This window comes from Paenibacillus sp. FSL R10-2782, from assembly GCF_038592985.1.
Lineage (GTDB): Bacteria > Bacillota > Bacilli > Paenibacillales > Paenibacillaceae > Paenibacillus > Paenibacillus terrae_C.
In genome coordinates, this window is sequence record NZ_CP151951.1 from 146,356 (window position 1) to 167,890 (window position 21,535).

At 48.5% G+C, this 21,535-nt stretch carries 17 protein-coding genes; 12 read left to right on the forward strand and 5 right to left on the reverse strand.

Features of this window, described 5'->3' with window-relative positions:
- Nucleotides 1-11 precede the first annotated feature (11 nt).
- The 8 genes from NST83_RS00595 (at nucleotide 12) to NST83_RS00630 (ending at nucleotide 9,334) form a co-directional block, all read left to right on the forward strand.
- Complete coding sequence (locus NST83_RS00595; protein WP_014279106.1) at nucleotides 12-971, forward strand: NmrA family NAD(P)-binding protein; 960 nt, start codon at nucleotides 12-14, stop codon at nucleotides 969-971.
- A gap of 250 nt (nucleotides 972-1,221) precedes the next feature.
- A complete protein-coding gene (locus tag NST83_RS00600) occupies nucleotides 1,222-3,051 on the forward strand; it encodes a sensor histidine kinase (protein ID WP_342417844.1) in 1,830 nt (609 codons plus the stop codon).
- Nucleotides 3,039-4,619: a response regulator gene (locus NST83_RS00605; protein ID WP_342416196.1), complete on the forward strand. Its 1,581-nt coding sequence runs from the start codon at nucleotides 3,039-3,041 to the stop codon at nucleotides 4,617-4,619. Before NST83_RS00600 ends, NST83_RS00605 begins: the two co-directional genes overlap by 13 nt.
- 118 nt (nucleotides 4,620-4,737) lie before the next feature.
- Entirely contained in the window at nucleotides 4,738-6,051 is a 1,314-nt protein-coding gene (locus NST83_RS00610) for an extracellular solute-binding protein (RefSeq protein WP_342416197.1), read from the forward strand.
- Between the two features lie 67 nt (nucleotides 6,052-6,118).
- Nucleotides 6,119-6,991: a sugar ABC transporter permease gene (locus tag NST83_RS00615; RefSeq protein ID WP_342416198.1), complete on the forward strand. Its 873-nt coding sequence runs from the start codon at nucleotides 6,119-6,121 to the stop codon at nucleotides 6,989-6,991.
- A 21-nt stretch (nucleotides 6,992-7,012) separates the two neighbouring features.
- A complete protein-coding gene (locus NST83_RS00620; protein ID WP_043922591.1) occupies nucleotides 7,013-7,870 on the forward strand; it encodes a carbohydrate ABC transporter permease in 858 nt (285 codons plus the stop codon).
- A 115-nt stretch (nucleotides 7,871-7,985) separates the two neighbouring features.
- Nucleotides 7,986-8,612: a polysaccharide deacetylase family protein gene (locus tag NST83_RS00625; RefSeq protein WP_342416199.1), complete on the forward strand. Its 627-nt coding sequence runs from the start codon at nucleotides 7,986-7,988 to the stop codon at nucleotides 8,610-8,612.
- A 275-nt stretch (nucleotides 8,613-8,887) separates the two neighbouring features.
- On the forward strand, nucleotides 8,888-9,334 hold the full coding sequence (locus tag NST83_RS00630) for a transporter (protein ID WP_342416200.1): 447 nt from the start codon (nucleotides 8,888-8,890) through the stop codon (nucleotides 9,332-9,334).
- A 144-nt stretch (nucleotides 9,335-9,478) separates the two neighbouring features.
- Here the strand turns inward: NST83_RS00630 and NST83_RS00635 are convergent, their stop codons facing one another.
- Nucleotides 9,479-11,536, reverse strand: coding sequence for a PBP1A family penicillin-binding protein (locus NST83_RS00635; protein WP_342416201.1), 2,058 nt, complete (start codon nucleotides 11,534-11,536; stop codon nucleotides 9,479-9,481).
- A gap of 604 nt (nucleotides 11,537-12,140) precedes the next feature.
- Between NST83_RS00635 and NST83_RS00640 the strand changes: the two genes are divergently transcribed.
- The gene (locus tag NST83_RS00640) at nucleotides 12,141-13,433 is read left to right on the forward strand and encodes an MFS transporter (protein ID WP_342416202.1); all 1,293 of its coding nucleotides are present in this window, start codon (nucleotides 12,141-12,143) and stop codon (nucleotides 13,431-13,433) included.
- A gap of 180 nt (nucleotides 13,434-13,613) precedes the next feature.
- Here the strand turns inward: NST83_RS00640 and NST83_RS00645 are convergent, their stop codons facing one another.
- The 4 genes from NST83_RS00645 to NST83_RS00660 all read right to left on the reverse strand — a co-directional run bounded on the left by NST83_RS00645 (nucleotide 13,614) and on the right by NST83_RS00660 (nucleotide 18,218).
- A complete protein-coding gene (locus NST83_RS00645; RefSeq protein ID WP_342416203.1) occupies nucleotides 13,614-14,195 on the reverse strand; it encodes a TIGR00730 family Rossman fold protein in 582 nt (193 codons plus the stop codon).
- A gap of 12 nt (nucleotides 14,196-14,207) precedes the next feature.
- On the reverse strand, nucleotides 14,208-14,522 hold the full coding sequence (locus tag NST83_RS00650) for a MazG-like family protein (protein ID WP_137061054.1): 315 nt from the start codon (nucleotides 14,520-14,522) through the stop codon (nucleotides 14,208-14,210).
- A gap of 205 nt (nucleotides 14,523-14,727) precedes the next feature.
- Nucleotides 14,728-16,467: an ABC transporter ATP-binding protein gene (locus NST83_RS00655; RefSeq protein ID WP_342416204.1), complete on the reverse strand. Its 1,740-nt coding sequence runs from the start codon at nucleotides 16,465-16,467 to the stop codon at nucleotides 14,728-14,730.
- Complete coding sequence (locus NST83_RS00660; protein WP_342416205.1) at nucleotides 16,464-18,218, reverse strand: ABC transporter ATP-binding protein; 1,755 nt, start codon at nucleotides 18,216-18,218, stop codon at nucleotides 16,464-16,466. Before NST83_RS00660 ends, NST83_RS00655 begins: the two co-directional genes overlap by 4 nt.
- 150 nt (nucleotides 18,219-18,368) lie before the next feature.
- Between NST83_RS00660 and NST83_RS00665 the strand changes: the two genes are divergently transcribed.
- From NST83_RS00665 to argS, 3 genes are all read left to right on the forward strand, one after another.
- On the forward strand, nucleotides 18,369-19,259 hold the full coding sequence (locus NST83_RS00665) for a LysR family transcriptional regulator (RefSeq protein WP_137061057.1): 891 nt from the start codon (nucleotides 18,369-18,371) through the stop codon (nucleotides 19,257-19,259).
- A gap of 94 nt (nucleotides 19,260-19,353) precedes the next feature.
- Nucleotides 19,354-19,794 (forward strand): DUF1934 domain-containing protein, encoded by a 441-nt coding sequence (locus tag NST83_RS00670; protein ID WP_342416206.1) that lies wholly within the window; start codon nucleotides 19,354-19,356, stop codon nucleotides 19,792-19,794.
- On the forward strand, nucleotides 19,791-21,470 hold the full coding sequence (argS, locus tag NST83_RS00675; RefSeq protein ID WP_342416207.1) for an arginine--tRNA ligase: 1,680 nt from the start codon (nucleotides 19,791-19,793) through the stop codon (nucleotides 21,468-21,470). The genes NST83_RS00670 and argS overlap by 4 nt, the downstream gene beginning before the upstream one ends.
- The last annotated feature ends 65 nt before the right edge of the window (nucleotides 21,471-21,535 follow it).

The window sequence follows — 21,535 nt, forward strand, 5'->3', positions numbered from 1 at the left end:
AAGGAATACGCATGCGTTATATCGTCACTGGTGTGGATGGTCAATTGGCAAGTCGGATAGCGGAAACCGTTCTGGCCGAAGTAGGGGGTCGCGAGCTAACCTTCACATGCATGAACAAAGAAAGAATTCCCAAAGATGCGTTGCAGCGATGGGAACAGGCAGGTGTAAGTATCTTTGAAATCAATTATGATGATATTCCATCTATGGTACGGGCTTTCAAGGATGGGGACCGAATCTATATCGTCTCTGGCCTTGAGGTCGGCAAAAGGGTGCAGCAGCACCGCAATGCGATTGATACGGCGATCAGAGCAGGAATCTCGCACATTACTTACAGTTCATTTATCGGTGCAACGGACCCGGATTACGCACATGTCTATGTCACCCCGGATCATACCGCTACTGAGCAGTATTTAAAGTCAACAGGCATTGCCTATAATGCTATGAGAAATAACTTGTATTTGGAAAACTATTTAACGATGTATACCATGCTGGCGCTCATGTCGGACCATAAATGGTTAAGCACCGCCGGAGAGGGCAGAGCCACTTTGGTGCACAAGGATGATTGTGCAAGAGCAGCGGCTGCGGCCCTGCTGGGAAAGGCCGAGGACAACAGGGCCTATGATATTGTTGGATCAGAGTCTGTTTCTGTAAGAGATCTGTGCAATCTCATACAGGAAGTTTCCGGCGAGGATATGGAGTACATTCCCGTTGATGCGGAGCAATACTATAAATATCTCGAAAAGCTGCATATTCCCAGAGAAATTACGGGGGATTTCTCCCGCTCTCCGGTTCCTTTTTGCGGGGAAGATCTCATGACGACCGATGCCAGCATTAAGGAAGGACTTTTGAACGTTAAATCCGACGCCATTGAAGTATTAACTGGGCAAAAGCCCAAAACAGCGAGAGATATTGTCGGAAAGTACAAATATATCTGGGAGAACCACATTCGAAGCTGGCGAGACATGAAGTAACCGGCGTAGATAATCAGGAGCTCATTTCCAATGCGCCCTATCCAAGCATGACCGACTAACTTGGATTCCCTCGACTCTTTTGCCTGCATACCTGTTCGCTGAGACCATCCTATGGGGTGGTCTTTATTGCGTATACAACTAATTTAATTCACCTTCCCAAAAGGCTCGTTGAGATTGAATTCGGACAACGGCTATAATGATAGAATATAGAATATGGAATTCAACATGATAAGCGGAGGGTCATACGGTGATGCTACAGCAAATAAAAAGCTTGATAGCCTTTATTCACAGCAAGCCGAAGAAATTATCCTTTACCATACCATTCGCCTACTTCTTAATTATCCTACTTACGGTGGCATTCAGCTACTTGGTCCTGAATCAAATCGCTGCGAGCTCCGCGCAGAAGAAGATCAATGAGGCCTCCTTGCAGACGATCAGCTCCATCCAGACCAACGTCGATCTAATGATTGAGAATGTAAACAACTATTCCAAAATGATCTTCTCAGATCATAATCTGCAAAATCTGCTAAGGCAAGGGGATGTATATGCCAACCTGCAGACCCAGTCCAAGGTCAGCGCTTATTTGTACAATTTGATGCAAGCGGTTCCAATCATTGATTCCGTGTACATTTTCGACAATTCGGGCCATCGTTTTTCCGTCGGAACGCAGGAATTGCCGACTTTTAAGGAAGCCAATGTAGAGGACGCTCCATGGTATGAGCAGGCTGTGCTCAATAAAGGAAAGTATATTCTGAAGCTGAATGGCAGTGGAGCCTTTTCGGAGGGAAGTACCCATGAGAATTTCGTTTCTTTCATTCGATTGATTCGAGATATCGACAACACCTCCCAGCTCGGGGTCTTGGTCATGAACATTAAGGTAGGCTCCTTTGAACAAGCGTATTCCAATCTCCTGAATCAAAACTCGTTTCAAATTGCCATTCTGGATGAGAATAATCAGATCATTGTGGACCATTCCACAGAAGCTCAAGGCGACACAGCCTTTCAGCACCTGCTGACAACCCACCAGGATGCACTGGAGCAGCAATTTCAGAAAAGCAGCTCAGGATTTTTTGCCTTGAACTCCGGTTCACAGAAATATACGGTGTCCTATCTCGCAGTCGGAGACTATCCTTGGAAATTCATAAGTATAGATCAAAACAACAGTATGGATTCCAAAAACAAGTCGCTTGTGCTGTTAGCGTTGCTTCTACTTGTGATCAATGGAATCGTTTTCTTTGTGAGTTCATTCATTATCTCACGCAGTATTATCAAGCCGATCCATAAGCTTTTGCGATCCATGAACAAGGCCCCAAGCGGCAACCTCAGGAAAGTGAATGTGGAACTGAATAGCTATGAATTTGAAAAGCTGTTTATTGGCTACAACGACATGATCGAACAAATTGACCAGATGCTGAAGCGAACTATCGAGGAGCAGAATACGATTCGTAGGGCGGAGCTGAATACGCTGCAAGCTCAAATCAAACCACACTTTTTATATAACACGCTGGACTCCATTACCTCGTTAGCCCTTTCTGGATTAAATGCTCAGGTTTGTGATCTGCTTGAGGCCTTGGGGAACTATTATCGCATGAGTGTCAGCAAGGGACGCGAAGTTATCACGGTTGGCGAAGAAATTGAAATTGTTCGAAATTATCTGATAATTCAGATGACACGCTACCAGGATGTCTTTGAGGTTCAGTTCGATGTGGACGAGGATTGCTGCCAGTCTCCGATTCCAAAGCTTGTACTGCAGCCCTTGGTGGAAAATTCGCTGTATCATGGCATTCGACCCAAAGGAACCAAGGGAACGATATGGATCAGCGTGCGAAAGACGGAGGATGATGTGCTGAGGATATCCATCGCTGATGATGGTGTGGGCATGTCGGAGAAAGAGATTTCGCAAATTCTGTATACGGAGCGAAAAGGCCAAATCAAGAGCTTCGGCCTATGGGGCACCATGGAGCGTTGGCGTATTTTTTATGGAGATGACGCTGGAGTAAGCATCGAAAGTCAGCCGGGGAAGGGAACGACGATAACTTTGATGATACCGAATGGAGTAGATGCTTTATGGGAAAATTAAAGGTTTTGATCGTGGATGATGAATATCTGATCCGGAATCTGCTGCGAATGCGCATTGACTGGGAAAGGCAGGGCATGGTGATCGTAGGCGAAGCCTCCAATGCACACGAGGCACTTGATCTGGTGGAGCAGCAGAGACCGGATGTTATTTTTACGGATATTTGCATGCCGACAATCGACGGAATTGAGTTTAGCGGTATGGTATTGGAAAAGTACCCAGACATTAAAATTGTGGTCGTTACCGGTCATGATGAGTTCGAATATGCGCGTCAGAGTATCAAAATTGGCATTGCCGATTTTATATTAAAGCCGATTCGCCCTTCAGAGCTGCTAGTAGTAACCGATAAGCTGAAAGGTAAGATTGATGAGGAGCGTACGCGTGATAAGGAAATGGAGAAGCTGAAGGTGGTGCTGGAACGAAACTTTCCATATATTAGGGAAAAATTCCTGAACCAATGGTTAAATGGTGCTCTATCACAGGAAGAAATTCATGAAAAAGTCGAATATTTCAAAATACCCCTGCACCTTGGCGTAGAGGCGTGTCAAATAGCCGTGATCGAGATTTTCTCGACAACGGCGAAGCAGACGGAGGAACAACTTATCCTACTGCGAATGGAATGCAGTAATAAAATAGAAGCGTTCTATCAGGAGGATTCTCAAGTCATTATTCTGACGGACACTCGAGACCAGGTTGTGATCATTTCATGGAGCCAGGCTGTCGATCTGGTAAGCGATTGTGAATGGCTCAAGACCGATCTGATTCATTCCCACAAATGCTTGGTAAGCATCGGTGTCGGGCGCAAGCATAAGGATATACAAGAAGCACATCTAGGCTATCAGGAAGCATGTCGTGCGCTTCATTACCAGGCCTTCGTTGGAAAAAATCAAGTGGTCTGCTTCGAGGATATTGTGGATCACAGGGAGCAGACGTATCGGTCCAATGCAGAGCTTCTTCAGCATCTGCAATTTTACATCAGTGTCGGTTCCTCTGAACGCGCGACTCAGATGCTGAGTCGAATCTTTGACGTGTCGTTCTCCAGTGTGTCGCAGTTTCGGATGGCGGCGATGGATGTGATTACCGAATGCCAGCGTGCGGCGATGGAACAGCAGATGGAAAATGAACACGTATTTGATAAAGAAATGCTGGTCTCCATTCTCACCGCAGATCATCTGCCAGAATTAATGAGAACATTGGAGAGCTATGTCCGATATGTGTCGGGGGCCATTCATTCGAAAAACCAGACCAAGGAAGGCAACCTGATCAGCCAGGTGAAGGAGTATCTTGAGCACAACTTGAGCGATCCGGGTGTGGGATTGGCGAGCACTGCTGCGGTCTTCTTCGTCAGTCCAGGCCATTTGGGACGGCTGATGAAGAAGGAGACGGGTCAGACCTTTGTGGAGCATCTTACGAATATACGCATGAAGAGGGCGGAAGCCTTACTGAAGCAGACCGATTTAAAGGGATACGAGATCGGTGAGCAGGTTGGGATCACGGACCCGCACTATTTCAGTGTCTTGTTCAAAAAAACCATGGGCAGGTCCATGAATGAGTACAGACAAAGTAAATGATGGTCGGAAAGATGTTTGAATTTTGAAAGCGGATGCACGTTTTTTGAATGGAGATAAGGGGTAGCCTTCCCATACAATAAGCCCTAGAAGCAGCCAAAACGATTAGGGAGGGTAAAAAATGAAAGCGCTATTAAAAAATACGATGGTCATTATGCTGGCACTGGGCCTCACAGGCAGCATAACCGCATGTTCATCCGGGTCATCGGAAGCGACGCAGCAGGAAGGAAGCGGTTCTATAAAATTGACGCTGTGGGATCAGTCAGTAGGCAATACGGACCCGTCAGCTAAATTATTGCCGCAAATCATTGAGAAGTGGAACAGCGAGCATCCCGATATCCAGGTTGAACGGACAGGTACGACCGGTGAGCAATATAAAACCAAGATTAAGACTTCCATTGCCGCAGGTGAAGCACCCGATGTTTTTTACGGCATGGGGGGCGGAAGCTTTATGCAGCCCTATATTAAATCTGGGAATGTTCTTGAAATTACCAGCTATTTAAAAAATGACATCAAGGCAAAAATGGCCCCAGGCATGTCGGAAGCCATCGAGACGGACGGTAAAATTTATACACTGCCTGTTTACACACATATCGCCAATCTTTATGTCAATACCGAGCTGTTCGATAAAGCGGGCGCAAAAATCCCGACGACCTACACAGAGCTGCTTGATGCGGTGGAGAAACTAAAGACAGCGGGGATTACTCCGGCTCTTATCGGCGAAAAGGATCGCTGGCCAGGCATGTATTGGTATGACATTATTGCGATGCGCCAAGCAGGAAATGCCGCAGTACTAGGGGCGTTCAAGGACTCTGCCAAATGGGATTCGCCCGACTTCGTCGCGGCAGCCACTAAAATGCAGCAACTGGCTAAGGCAGGCGCTTTCAACAGCAGTATGTTCAGCATGAGCTATGATGAAATGCTTGGTGCGTTCAATGCAGGGAAGGGGGCCATGATGTTCCAGGCCAACTGGGTGAACGCCGGGATCGAAGACCCCTCCTCGACAGTCAAAGGAAAGGTGAAAGTCATTCCCTTCCCAATATTTGAGGACGGCAAGGGCAAGAATACCGAAATATTCGGTGGCGCGGTCGACGGCTTCTATGTCAGCAGCAACACAGAGCATCCGAAGGAAGCTGTTGAATTTCTCATGTATTTAAGCGAGCAGCTTGGCACGAAGGGATTTCTGGCGGGGGCAGGGCTTCCTAGCTGGAATACAGATGGGCTTGACACCTCAGGGCTTTCCACACTGGATCAATCCAGCGCAAACATCATGAAAACGGCGACCTCGTTTATCGCGTGGTGGGATAATATTCTTCCGGCCGATTCGGCAGAAGCACACAAAAACCTGATTGCGCAGCTTTTGGCAGGCGATATTACTCCAGAGGAATTCTGCAAGCAGATGGCTCAACTGAAGCCGACGGAATTGAGTCTCTGATCAAAACATACACCCAAACAGGATGTGGTCAGGAGTAATCCCTGGCCACATTTTTGAAAGGAGACCGATGATGAATTCTGTATTTTCGAATAAAACAGCCATTACTATATTTGTCCTGCCTACTCTCCTTATATTTTGTGGCATTGTATTAGTTCCGATCTTCGTCTCCAGCTATTACAGCTTGCTGGACTGGAATGGTGTAGGCAAAGGAACGTTTGTCGGATTGAACAATTATGTCGAAATGTTCAATGACCCACGTGTATTGAACTCTATCAAAAATTCGCTGCTGTTTGCAGCAGCTTCGATTTTCATCCAATTGCCCTTGTCGCTTCTGCTTGCCCTGATATTGGCGTCTAATGTCAAGGGAGAAGGGTTTTACCGTACGGTATATTTCATTCCGGTTCTGATTTCAACCGTGGTGATCGCGCAGCTGTGGTCTAAGATCTATAACGCGGATTATGGCCTCTTGAACTCTTTGCTTGAGAGCATAGGTCTGTCCCATTTGGCCCAGGACTGGCTTGGACAGAAGCATACGGCGCTGGTGGCTTCGTTTATTCCGACCCTGTGGCAGTATGTCGGTTATCATATGCTGCTGATGTATGCCGGTGCGAAGTCGATTTCAAATGATATTATCGAAGCAGCCAAAATTGATGGAGCTTCCCGCATTCGGACAGTCTTCTCCATCACCCTCCCGCTAATGAGGCCCATTCTCAAGGTATGTCTCATCTTCTCCGTCATCGGTGCCTTCAAGGTATTCGATCTGATCTATGTATTGACGAACGGCGGTCCATTCTTCACCACCGAGGTACCGAGCACCCTGATGTACACGACCATTTTCGATACCTACAGGTATGGCTACGGAAGTGCGATATCCGTCTTCATTATTCTGGAGTGTCTAGTATTCACAGTTATCATCAATAAATACTTCAAGACTGAATAGGGGGTGATCGAGGTGAGTACGATGCAAGTAGTGTTGCAAAAAAAACGGAACTTTACGAAATATATTGGAAAAATATTGTTACAAGGGTTTTTAATCATAGTGGCGATCACGCAGATTTATCCTCTCATCTGGCTGACATTCTTCTCACTGAAGGATAATAGTGAGATATTCAGCGGCGATGTGGCAGGACTTCCCCAAAAATTTCTCTGGAGCAACTATACCAAGGCATTATCTGATGGTCATGTATTAACTTATTTTTTTAATAGCGTGCTGGTAACTGCTGTGTCCATTATCCTGGTGTTGATCCTCTCCTCCATGACGGGATATGCCATCACGAGAATGAAATGGAAGCTCAGCGGTTTAACGATGACGACAATTCTTCTGGGGATGATGGTGCCGATTCACGCAGCTTTGCTGCCCCTCTTTATGGTACTTAAGAATCTGGGCTTGCTGAACACCTATTGGGCATTGATTATTCCTTATGTTGCGTTTGGCATTCCCATGGCGGTGTTCATCCTTGGAAGCTTCTTCAACGGAATTCCACGTGAGCTGGAGGAAGCCGCGGTCATCGACGGATGCGGGATCTACAAAACGTTCTTCTTCATTGTATTGCCGCTTGTTCGTCCTGCCTTGTCCACGGTGGCGATATTTACATTCCTTTCCTGCTGGAACGAGCTGATGTTTGCGGTGACATTTATTAATAAGGCATCCTATCAGACACTAACGGTGGGGATGATGTCTATGGTCGGGACTTACATTACACAGTGGGGAATTATCGGAGCAGGGCTCATGATCACGACCATCCCGACGATTGTGATCTATTTGCTGCTTAATAAGCAGGTGCAGAAGAGTATGATTGCGGGCGCTGTCAAAGGATAAAGGCTGTCAGAACGGCTGGCTGTCGCTGCGATGAAGGATAAGTGGCAATTAAGAGTAGCATTAGGATAAGGAACGTAAGAGGTTGCTTTAGTCATTAAGGGGAGGAGAATTGCTGATGGTCAAATTATCAATGGTGCATAAGGTTCCAACCCGGGAGAAGGCCGTCGCCTTTACGTTTGACGATGGTCCGCATCCGTTATATACGCAACAACTGCTGGATATCTTCCGCCAAGCGGGTGGCAGAGCTACGTTTTTCATGATCGGTCAGGAGATGGAGGCGTTCGAGGACATCGCAGCCGAAGTTCATGGTGCCGGTCACGAGATTGCCAATCATACCTATTCTCATCCTGATTTGACCAAGCTAACGCTGGATGATGCGCGGGCTGAATTGCAGCGGGCGGAAGAGAGGATACAGCGGGTGACGGGGAAGGCCGCGTTGTGCTTCAGACCTCCATTTTTTGGCGTTAATGCCGACATTCTTTCGCTTGCAGCGGAGCTCGGATATTCAGCAATCGGTGCCGTGAACGGGGAGGCAAAGGATTGGGAGCAGCCTGGCGTCGATTTTATTTTGGAGCATACGAGGTTGACTGTTGCGCCTGGCAGCATATTTTTGTTCCATGACGGGTATGGCGAACGATCACAGACGGTCGAGGCTGTCCGGGTACTGGTGGAAGAGCTTGCTGCAGAAGGGTATCGGTTCGTTACCGTCAGCGAGCTGCTTGAATTCACCGATCACGCCTGAATCAGATGGGCTCCGCATTAAGGCGACCGCTCACATCAGCGGGTTCACCTGTACATGTACACCACCAGTTTCGCCTTCCATAAATCATCAGTGAGAGAGGGAAGTCCAGAGCTGATTTGGTGGCGCTGATCTGGGAGTAATGGAGACAGGATATAATAATTATGGATATAAAGGGACGAAATAGCGGAATGCGGCGACGGTATGGGGATTCGCCCAGTCCACGGGCTGATGTCTCGCATAGGATACATCAGCCTAGAACACAAGGAGTGAAACACATGTCTTTAATGCCACAGGTCCCTTTCGGAACACAACCGGGTATTCCGGGTTCATTCACACCGTCAGGGCCTTCGCTTCCACAATTTCCTGGCCCGCAGGATTCGTTCCCGTCACCAATTGGCCCGCCACCAGGGGGAGGGCCGCTTGGTCCAGTAGGCCCGGGACCCCAAGGTCCATACGGACCGCAAGCTCAAGCGCCAACTGCCCCACCGCCGCAATTTACGCCACCGAAGCCGCTGGTCACGGCTTATGCTATTGATCCTTTAGCCATTTCCGGTTGCTTGTTCCGCAACACGTTTGTATGGCTGACGAATGGTGAGCGCTTCTGGCTGTATCCCGTCTTTGTAGGCAGAACATCCGTAGCGGGATTCCGATGGAATGGTCGTTTTTGGACTTATTATGGTGTAGATACCAACCGTATCGAGTCGTTTAGTTGCTTTTGGTAAGCACACCTTTGGGGAAAAGCGTACCGGAAGGGAAAGCTGCGGAACATTGTAGCAAGAGAGAGACATGGGACATATGAGCAAATAAAATGAAGTAAAAAAGGACTGAGAGAAGCGCTCATAGCGTTCCTTCAGTCTTTTTTGTTGTTACTCCATCCACCATCGCTTGAAATTGCTCCACCATGATTTCTTTTCTGCCTGCCGCTCCGATTGGTCAGTCTGTGTCGCTGTCAGCGGGTTATTCTGTCCTGACAGCGTTTCCTTAGGCTCCGTGCCGCTGACGAATACCTCCAGCCGCTTATCCGGACTGTCCGGCGCAGCCAGCTTGCCACTGGCTGGATCAATATAGGCGCTGACTACGCCGTCAGGGATGGGAAAGATTTTGGGCGGCACATTCTCCAGCGCTTTCTCCGTATATTGCGCAAAAATCGGTGCTGCCCGCCGGGCATCCTGCGTGCTGATGGCCTTGCCCTTGTCATAGCCGACCCAGACGGCGGTGGACAGCTCGGGTGTGAAGCCAACCATCCACGCATCGGTGTTGGTCGTGCCGCTCTTCCCGGCAACCGGGCGCTTGATCAGCTTCGCGACCCGGTTGCCGGTGCCACCTTCCTCAAACACGCCTTCCATAAGGCGTGTGAGGACGTAGGCAGAGGCGGGCTTCACCACCTGCACAGGCGCGGCCTGCGGTGCTTCGTAGAGCGACCGCCCGGCCGCATCGGTGATGCGCAAAACCGCCACTGGGGCGACCTTTTGCCCGCCGCTGCCGATGACCGAGAAGGCCGAGGCCATCTCGAACGGGCTGACGGGCGATACGCCCAGTGCGAGGGAAGGCACGGGCTTCAGCTCGCTCGTAATGCCCATTTTGCGGGCGAGGTCCATGACCTTATCCGTCCCCACCTTCAAAATGGTGCTTACAGCATAAATGTTATCGGACGCCGCAATCGCACGTCGCAGATCGATTTCGCCCAAATATTTGTCTCCAAAATTTTTGGGCTTGTAGGTTTTGCGGTTGTTGTCGTAGTGAAATAACGTGGGTCGGCTTTCAAACTTGGATGTACTCGTTAATTCTCCGGAATCCAGTGCGCTCAGATACATAATCGGCTTAAAGGATGAGCCGGGCTGCCGGGTTGTGACAAGCGTATGATTATACTGATTGCCGACATAGTTGGTCCCGCCAACCATGGCCTTCACATGCCCGTTGCGCGGGTCAATGGAGATCAACGCTGTTTCCAGTCCGTTGCTGTCCTTCATGCCCTCATTTACAGCCGCTTCGGCTGCTTGCTGCATGTGCATGTCCAGCGTGGTATAAATGCTCAGGCCGCCATGCTCCAGCACACTTTCACTAATTCCCAGCTCATTCGTTGCAAGCTGGCGGACGTAATCACGGAACCATGGCGCGGCTTCTAGCGTCCGGCGCTGGCTCTCGGGCCGCAGGGCGAGCATTTCCTCATAGGCCTTGGTGGCTTGGGCCGGGGTAATTTTGCCGGTGAGCGCCATGGAATCCAATACAATTTTTTGCCGATCCTTCGCGTTTTTCATATGATTATAAGGTGAATAATAGGTTGGTCCCTTCGGAATACCTGCCAGCAGGGCGCTTTCAGCCAAATCCAGATCTTTTGCGGATTTACCGAAATACATCTGCGATGCCGCTTCAATTCCATAGGCACCGTGGCCATAATAAATTTCGTTCAGATACATTTGTAGCAGCTCGTTCTTGGTATACTTCATTTCAAGCTGCGCAGTATAGATGGCTTCCTTGGCCTTGCGTGTCCATGTTTTCTCATGAGATAGGTACAGATTGCGTGCAAGCTGCTGAGTCAGCGTGCTGGCTCCTTGCGACATATCCCAGTGGGTCAGATTGACAAGCACGGCCCGGCCCAGGCCTTTGAAATCAAAGCCGAAATGATCGTAAAACTTCCGGTCCTCCACAGCCAGCGTAGCTGCAATCAGATCGGGGGAAATGTGACCCAACTGGACAGGGATGGATTCCTTGCCTCCGGCAGAGAAGGTGGCAATGACCTGCCCCTGGCTGTCGAGCAGCCGTGAATTCCGGTCCGTATCCGCGAGCGGAAGACTGGTCGCATATAAATAGGCGAGCAGAATGCAGGCGGCGATGACCGTCAGAATGGTGAGTGACAGCAGTCCCTGAAACCATCGAAGCCAGAGTGGCTTGCGTTTGGGGGATTGCCCGGTTGTACCGCCCATCACGCCACCTCCTTCCTTGGTTGATGTTCTCAGTATTGTCAATCCGAAAGCGTCTATTCATCAGATGCACGTACGTGTGTATTTTATACGAGGTCAAGTCTAAAAAAGGATTTTTCAGGCTATCCGGGTATCGTTTATCCTGCAAAAAGTGTGAAAGCACAGTGTGTTTGGTACAATAAATATAGCAAACTTGGCGTTTGCGTGTTGCAGATATCAAGGAAGTTAACGTTTATATTGCCTAAATTTGTGGAGGATTTAACGAGGTAGAGAGCACAATGAGCTGGATATATTTCCAAGTATAATCGTGTTATGACACAAAAAATAAATGTAACTGGTATATTAAGAAGCGTCGCAGTGCTTTTTGTCGCCTATTTTCTGGTGTAAAAGAGTGCTATAGGCGCTTTTTTATTTGAGGTCAGGTTGGAAAATAGGCGGGAAAGCTTATTGGACACCGAATTTCCTATAAAGATAAAAGAAGGAAATTTAAGGGTGTGTGTAGAATATACAAAAAACCAGACATTTTACAGAATTGTAATATCAACAAGGGGAGGTTTGGTTATGGCAATACATAATTCGGTGAAATACCAAAGAGGGGGAAATTTTTTTGATCAGGCGCTCTTTTTATTACCTGTGGGGGTCTCAGACGATCTCCAACGTAGCAGATATCATCTACATGTTGAGTGTAGTGGTATTGGTGTTCAGCTCAAGTAATTCTTTAATGACGACTATTTTGATTCCGCTTTTCCGATTGTCTGCCCAAGTGCTAAGCGGGCTCGTTGCACCGATAGTCCTCGGCCGATTTCGACTAACGCGTATTTTGCTATTTTCCCAATTTGGACAGTTTGTCATCTTTTCGCTGTTGCTGCTTTATTTGTGGATCGTACCTGAGCAAAGGTCATTTCTGTTTATTTTTGTGATGGTGTTCGGTATGTCTTTTCTGGATGGCTGGACCAATCCTTCACGTAATGCACTAGTACCTCGTTTGGCCACTGGCGAAGGGCTGATGCGGGCGAACGGTATGGTGGCAGTCAGTGATCAAGTGGTCAAATGCGCAGGTTGGGCGTTAAGTGGAATCATTGTGGCTTGGCTGGGTTCCCTCAATACGCTTGTGATCGCATCATGTTGTTACCTCGTCGCTGTAACCGTTACAGCCTTCATCCGTGATCCGCTGGATCAAAAGGAATTAACCCCCGAATCTTCAGCATCCTCAGAAAATTCAGTAGAAACCGCAAACCAAAAGGAAAAAGGCTCCCATTGGAAAGAGCTTGGAGAAGGCTGGCAGATCATTTGGCATAACCGCCGCATTCGTTCTTTGATGATCGTGGATAGTGTGGACACCATTGGAGGAACCTCCTGGCTTGGCGTATTTATTCTGGCGTATGTTACTCAGGTGCTGCATCAGGATGCAAGCTGGTGGGGCTTTATGAATGCCTCCTTTTTCTCGGGTACGATTCTGGGCGGACTGCTTGTCGTTGGCTTGGTCAAGCGGCTGCAAAGAAACAGCTTTCTGTACATGCTGGGAGCGTTGCTCGTATATGTGCTGATTACGGTGGTGTTTGCGCTCAATACGATCCCGGTCGCTGCGCTTGTTCTTTTTGCTGTATCTGGCTTACCGGTTCAAATGGCAGGAATTATTCGCCGTACCTTGCTGCAAACGAGTGCACCGGCCGCTCAGCTCCCTAAAGTGATGGCGGGTATTGATGTGCTTACGAATCTCGCTTTCGGACTGTCCTTGTTATTCCTGGGGTGGTACGCAGACCGTTTCGGCATGGTGCAGGTGTATTTACTGGCTGCGGCTATGACAACCCTTGCCGTTCTGATCGGCTGGTTCTATCGCCGTGATTTTCAGGAAAGTGAGCAAATCGATCATCCAACCGCTACAAGCGCTGGCATTTAAAATTGGCGTTCTCGTTAGACATGACATCGTTCATTGGATGACTACATAGTTAAATGCAGGTGTATAACCTGTAATTTCTCTCAATTTCACAGGAACACCACTGGGATGATGTTGTCGGTGGTGTTCCCTTCATATCATTTGGGACAGTATGTCTGTTGAGCCATATGTACCCTTCTAATGTCAGGTCTGTTTGCTCGTGATATATGTTTTGACGGCAGGAGGAATGTAATTGGTAAATTGCCGTAGGATTCCTTGCGGAGTAGTATCCGTAAGTACCATCGCACGATATTTTTGTTGCATAAATTGTTCCTCAGCCATACGATCAAACAAGGAAATAAGAGGATCGTAATAATGGTTAATGTTTAAAAGACCACATGGCTTTTCGTGCAAGCCTAATTGTGCCCATGTAAAAACTTCAAAATATTCTTCCATCGTTCCTGGGCCACCTGGTAAAGCAATAAACCCGTCCGCAATCTCTGCCATTTTAGATTTTCGTTCATGCATTGAATCAACAATGATTAGTTCGCTCAGGCTATTATGCGCAATTTCACGGCTTTGCAAAAAGTGAGGGAGCACACCGATGACGTTACCTCCTGCATGAAGTACCGCATCAGCTACTGCACCCATTAAACCAACGCTTGCTCCTCCATAAACCAGGCTTATCTCTTGTGCGGCAAGTGCCTTGCCCAGAGCAATAGCATGCTCTCGATAAATCGCAGACGCTCCATCACTGGAACCGCAGAAAACAGCAATGCTTTTCATATTAGATCCCCCTTATGAATATCTCTTTGCAAGTTTTTGCTGGTGTGTCCGAAATATGTCTTCCAAGGTGATATCATACTTGTTGGCGATTACGATAAGATTACCCAGTACGTCTCCAAGTTCTTCAGTTAAATGTTTCTTGTTATCCTCGAATGAACCATCCATTTCATCGGGACGGTCTCTGCCGATTTCCAGGGCGCGAATGGCTCTCGCAACCTCTCCAGTTTCTTCTGCCAAGAAACCAATTCGGACGAATATATCTAAATCCGACCAGCTTCTCTCCTGGTAATACTGCTTTACCCATTGTTGAAAATCATTAATATCCATATCCAGCCTCCAAATATAAACCAATGAATAGGCGTCGGCTATACACAAAACCTCAAGGTTTACATAAAACCGAAACATTTGTTCGTGTTTTTTTATTATATAAGATGAAAGGGTATTTTTCAAAGAAAAAAATATTTTTGGAGCGACCCACGGCGTTCAGCCAACCTTGCGTTTAAGTCCACTGCGACCGTATCAGGTCAGCTTGCTAGGCCGTAGTGAACTGGCTGTTATAGAGCGAGGCATAATGTCCCCCGCTTGCAAGCAGACCCTCATGGGTTCCGCTTTCGACCACATCGCCGTTTTTCATGTATAAAATCAGATCCGCTTCGCGGATGGTCGATAGTCTGTGGGCGATCACAAAGCTGGTGCGTCCGGCAATCATTTTCATAAACGCCTTTTGAATACGCGCTTCTGTCAGGGTGTCTATACTGCTGGTCGCTTCATCTAGAATGAGCATAGGTGGATCGACGAGGATTACCCGCGCGATGGTGAGCAACTGCTTTTGACCTTGCGACAGGCTGTCGCCTGAACCGCTGATGACCGTATCGTAGCCATGAGGCAGACGCTTGATGAAGCTATGTGCATTGGCAGCCTTTGCAGCCGCGATCACTTTTTCTTCCGTTGCTTCCGGCTTTCCGTAAGCGATATTGTCCCGAATCGTACCGCTGAACAGCCATGTATCCTGGAGTACCATGCCAAAATTAGTCCGCAAGCTGTCCCGGCTCATGTCATTGATATTGACCCCGTCGATGGATATCGAGCCGCTATCTACATCATAGAACCGCATGAGCAGGTTGACGAGCGTTGTTTTGCCTGCCCCGGTTTGACCGACAATCGCAACACGGGTACCCGGCTTAACCTCCAGACTAAAGTCCGTAATGAGCGTACGCTCCGGGGTATAGGAGAATTTGACATGATCAAAAAGAATCGTGCCTTTGCTGCGTTCCAAATGTACGGCGTTCGATTTTTCCGGCTGCTCAGACGGTGAGTCCAAAATAGCGAATATGCGCTGGGCAGAAGCCGTAGCCGCTTGGAACTGAGTTAGCACCCCTGTGATTTCATTAAAGGGCTTGGCGAACAGGTTCGTATAGATCAGAAAGCTTGACAATCCGCCTACCGAAATTACACCCAAAATGATGGATATACAGCCGATCATCGCCGTGACCGAGAAGGTCATGTTGTTCACTAGACGGGTGGAGGGATTGGACAATGATCCATAAAACTGTGATTTTACCCCGGCTTGATACAGTTGGTCATTTTTGGCGGCGAATTCGTCAAAAGAACGGTTTTCATAATGAAAGGCTGTAACCACCCGTTGTCCGCCAATCATTTCCTCCACATAACCATTCAGACTTCCTAAAATTTGGGCCTGTTCGCGGAACATGCGCTGGGATCGTGTGGTAATGAACCGTGCCACGCCATACGTAACCGGGGCTGACACCAGCACGACCAGCGTCATGATCGGACTGATATACAGCATGAGCACAATCGAGCCTATAATCGTAATAATCCCAGTTATCAAGGTGGAAAAACCTTGAAGTAGCCCATCCGACACGGCATCCATATCGTTCACAAAACGGCTGATACTGTCACCTTGCGGGTGATTGTCATGAAAGCTTAATGGCAGGATATTAAAATGATCAAATAACTCTCGCCGCATATCATTGACCGTCTGATAAGCAATACGGTTCGTCAAATAGGTGAGCAGCCAGCTAAACAAGCTGCCTACGGCATACACCATGCCTAATCCGGCAAGAATATGCGCAATTCCTCTAAAATCCACTACTCCCTTATCCACCATATGGTCGATGGCCTGACCGATCATATAGGGACCTATCAGACTGGCAAGCACGCTGAGAATTGCGCTGACAATGACCCAAAACGCTGTTTTTTTATATTGACCCACATAGGTTAACAATCTTCTCCAGGTTTCCTTGGCGCTCATTGGTCTACCTCCTGCGTTGAGAGCTGGGAACGATTAATTTCCTGATATACATCTGAACTGCTCATCAACTGTTCGTGTGTGCCGACAGCGACAACCCGCCCTTCGTCAAACACAATAATTTTATCAGCATGCTGTACGCTGCTGACCCGTTGCGAGACAAGCAGGACGGTCATGCTGCTGCTATTTTCCCGTAACGATTTACGCAAGGCGGCATCGGTTGCAAAATCAAGTGCACTTGATGAATCATCCAAAATGAGGATTTGCGGATTCCCTACAATAGCTCTGGCAATGGTTAGACGTTGCTTTTGACCTCCCGACAGATTAAGGCCCCCTCGGGCAATCGGAGCATCGTATTTTTCGGGCAGATTGGCAATGAACTCATCCGCTTGCGCAATCGCTGCTGCTCGGGCGATCTCCTCATCGGTGGCGTGTTCATGACCCCAGCGAATATTATCCGCTATGGTGCCGGTGAACAGCAGCGCCTTTTGTGGAACAATCCCGATTTTCTGCCGCAATGGTTCAAGCTTATACTGGCGAACGTCGATGCCTTCGATTTGAACCCGCCCCTCCACCGCGTCATAGAACCGGGGAATGAGATTCACAAACGTAGATTTCCCCGAACCCGTTCCTCCGATGATACCGACCGTTTCACCGGGGTAGATGTCAATGGTAACATCGCTAAGCGCCAATTGTCCCGTTTGGTTGTATCCGAAGGAGACGTGATCAAAAGCGATAACTGGTACGTTTTTTTGTGAGGACGTATGATCTTTAACCGGCTGACCTTCAGATATAGCAACATCGGAGATCGAAGCTTGGGTATCCAGAACCTCCTGAATCCGTGCTGCCGAGGTTGCGGCTTTGGTAAACAGAATAATTAAATTGGTCACCACGATGAGAGCCAGCAAAATCTGCGTGATATAATTAATAAAAGCAATAATCTCCCCTTGCGTAAGAGATCCATATTGAATATGAATGCCGCCGACCCACAGAATCGCAATAATGGCTCCGTTGACCACCAGCAAGGTGGCTGGGCTGAGCAAAGCGGAAATGCGCCCTACACGGATGGCGGTTTGGGTCAGGTCATCCGAGGCTGAATTGAACTTGACTCGTTCGGCTCCTCTTTTGGCAAAGGCCCGTATGACCCTTACCCCTGTTAGATTTTCGCTGAGTACAAGAGCGATGTTGTCTAGCTTTTTCTGATACTGGCGGTACAACGGCGAAGCCTTCGTAATAACCAGATACAGGATCAAAGCCAGAATTGGCGTAGCGGCCAAAAGTACCAAAGCGAGGCGAAAGTCCAGGATCATCGACATGATAATAGCCCCAATGCAAATAAAAGGAGCCCGAATGACCAGACGAATCAGCATCGCCACAGCCGTCTGGAGTTGATTCACATCGTTCGTGATCCGATTGATGAGTGAGGGTGTACCAAACTTATCCAGATCGGCATAAGAGAACGATGAAATGTGCTTAAACATCGTATTGCGCAGCGTCGTTCCAAATCCTTGAGAGGCCCGGGCTGCGTAGAACTGGCACACCATTGAGCTGCCAAAGCCCAGCACGGTCATAAGCAACATCAAAAGACCCATCTGCCAAACATAATGGGTATCACCTTTGCCAACGCCATGATTGATCATTAGCGCTACCATCGTAGGCAGCAACAATTCCAGAATCGCCTCAATCAGTTTAAACAGAGGCCCAAGAATACTTTCCTTTTTATAAGGCTTCAAAAAAACAGCAAATTTCAGCAAAAAAACCATCACCTAACCTGAATAATGTATAATGCCCGTTGATTCAACCTGATAACTGAATATGATTATGGCATATCCCAAACCATATGAATAATATTTAATATATATTAGAGGTATATGTATTACATATATCAGTACCGGAGGTCCATGATGGAATTGAGACATCTCAAGTATTTTCTGGCAATTGCAGAGGCGGGACAAATCACTGCGGCAGCCAAAAAGTTGCAAATCGCACAGCCTCCCCTAAGTCAGCAACTCATGCAGCTTGAGGAAGAGCTGGGTGTAAAGCTCGTGCATCGAGGCCCGCGAAGCATTCATCTGACGGAGGCCGGAATCATTTTGCAGAACAGGGCCAGGCAGATTTTGGAGCTGACCGATGCCACGACGAGGGAAATAAATGATTTTGCCAAAGGTATGAAGGGAACGCTCACGATTGGAACTGTCTCTTCTTCCGGCGCAGCCCTGATGAAAGACAGGCTTTCCGAATTTCACAAAACCTATGCGGGCGTAAAATTTGAAATCCATGAGGGAAACACGTTCATGATCCTAGATCTGTTGAAAAAGGGGATCGTAGAGGTCGGTATCGTTAGAACGCCGTTCAACACTACCGATCTGGGGTGTAGATATGCAGCCTCCGAGCCGATGGTCGCGGTGATGACAGAAGAGCATGACTGGAACCCTGACCAGAAGACGATTCCGTTGTCTGACTTGAAGAACAGACCGCTCATCGTGTACCGCCGCTTTGAGCAATTGATCCACGACGCCTGCATGAAGCACGGCTTTGAGCCGAATTTCTTTTGCAAAAACGATGATGCCCGCACTACGCTTCATTGGGCTAATGAAGGACTGGGTATCGGTATGATTTCACGGTCCGCACTGACTCTGGGCAGCAATAACCAGTTAATGGTGAAGGAAATTATGTGTGAAGAACTGCATACTCGTGTGGCGGCTGTCTGGCTCAAGGATCGTTACATGTCTTCTCTGGCCTCCCGATTTATCGAAAGCTTTAGCCAGGCACCCGATGGAGTCACTCCACAATAGCTGTTTTTTTTGTGGATGAAAGCATCTTTTTGTAAAATCTCATTTGAATTGCAAACGGGAACTGGATATAGTAGTACAGTAGGATAGCGATAGAATGGAGTTTGAACACATGCCACATAATGCAAAGGTCCAAATCCGTCTTCATAGTCATCACGACGGAGAAGATGTGGTGCAGGAGCTTCCCGGAGAAGCCATCGTGCGTGGGAAGCATCTATATATAAGGTACGATGAACCCCAAGAGGGACCTGAGGGCGGAACGACACGGAACACGGTCAAAATCGGACCGGATGAGTTGAAGCTGATTCGTCATGGCGAGGTGCAATCGGAGCAGTCATTTGCGCTGGGACGAAGATTGCCGGGATTTTACCGATCGCCTTATTTAAGCCTGAACATGTCTGCGCATACGCAGAAGCTCGATATTCGAATGGACGGATTTACCGGACAGGTGAGCTGGACTTATGATCTGTACGTATTTGAGGATTTCTCGGGGCATTTTGCCATCAGTTTGCATATACAGGAGGAGCAACAATCATGACAAGCAATCCACTGGAACTCATTAATCAAAAGGTGACCTCAGCTATCGAGGCGGCGGTACTGGCTGCTGGAATCGTGAGCCGCGAAGAGCTGCCGACGATCACGCTGGAGGTGCCGAAGGACAAGTCGCACGGTGATTTGGCTACGAACGCGGCGATGCAGCTCACCCGCATTGCGAAGAAAAACCCGCGTCAAATTGCAGAAGATTTGATCGCAAATATGGACTTGGCTGCCGCTTCAATTGAAAGCGCGGAAATTGCCGGACCGGGCTTTATTAACTTCCGTCTGAACAAGGGCTACCTTTATGCTGTCATTAAACAAGTGCAGGAGCAGGGAGCGGATTACGGACGTATACAGGAAGGTGCAGGCAAAAAGGTACAAATCGAGTTCGTCAGTGCGAATCCGACAGGTAGCCTGCACTTGGGCCATGCACGTGGTGCGGCAGTGGGGGATGCCCTCTGCAACGTGCTTGATTTTGCCGGATACAAGGTAACTCGTGAATACTACATTAATGATGCGGGCAACCAGATTTACAACATGAGCCGCTCGATTGAGGCCCGTTATTTGCAAGAGCTGGGACAGCCTGCGGAGATGCCGGAGGACGGGTATCACGGTGAGGACATCATCGGATTTGCCAAGGAACTGGTGGCCGAGAAGGGCGATTCCCTGTTGTCTTTGACACCAGGCGACCGCGCAGCTTATTTCCGTGACTACGGTCTGGAAAAGGAACTGAACAAGATCAAGCGCGATCTGGAGCTGTTCCGTGTACCTTTTGACTCCTGGTTCAGCGAAACATCGCTGTATGAGAACGGTGAAGTACTTAAAGCGCTGAATGAGCTGCGTGACCGTGAGGAGATTTATGAGAAGGACGGAGCCACATGGCTGAACACAACCAAGTACGGCGACGATAAAGACCGTGTCTTGATCAAAAATGACGGTACATACACGTACCTGACCCCGGATATCGCTTACCATCGCGACAAATATGCCCGTGGGTATGACACAATCATCAACATTTGGGGAGCGGATCACCACGGCTACATTCCACGGATGAAAGCAGCTATGGAAGCACTGGGCAACGACCCGGATAAGCTCAAAGTGCTGATTGCCCAAATGGTCAGCCTGTTCCAAAATGGGGAAAAGGTAAAAATGTCCAAGCGTACCGGTAAGGCCGTGACGATGGAAGACCTGATGGAAGAAGTGGGCGTGGACGCGATCCGTTACTTCTTCACGATGCGCAGCATGGATTCGCATCTGGATTTTGACATGGATTTGGCGATTTCCACTTCTAATGAAAATCCGGTATTCTACGTGCAGTATGCCCACGCGCGGGCGTGCAGCGTATACCGTCAAGCTGAGGAGCAGGGCATTGCGGTACTGCCGTTGGCAGAGGTTGATCTGTCCAAGCTGACGGCTGAGCATGAATACGACCTGTTGCGCAAAATCGGCGAGCTTCCGGAGGAAATATCGGTAGCGGCTGCGAGCTTTGCGCCACACCGTATGATTCGTTACGTCTACGAGCTGGCATCGCTGTTCCACAGCTACTATAAAGCAGAACGTGTGATCACTGAGGATGCCGCTCAAACGCAGGCCCGCTTGGCACTGTTTGGCGCGGTGCGCACCACCATTGCCAATGTGCTGAAGCTGGTAGGCGTGTCTGCACCGGAACGCATGTAAGCAAGCCACTTTAATGATAAAAGGAACCGTCTGTACCATCCCCAGCAGGGTGGCACGTGCGGTTC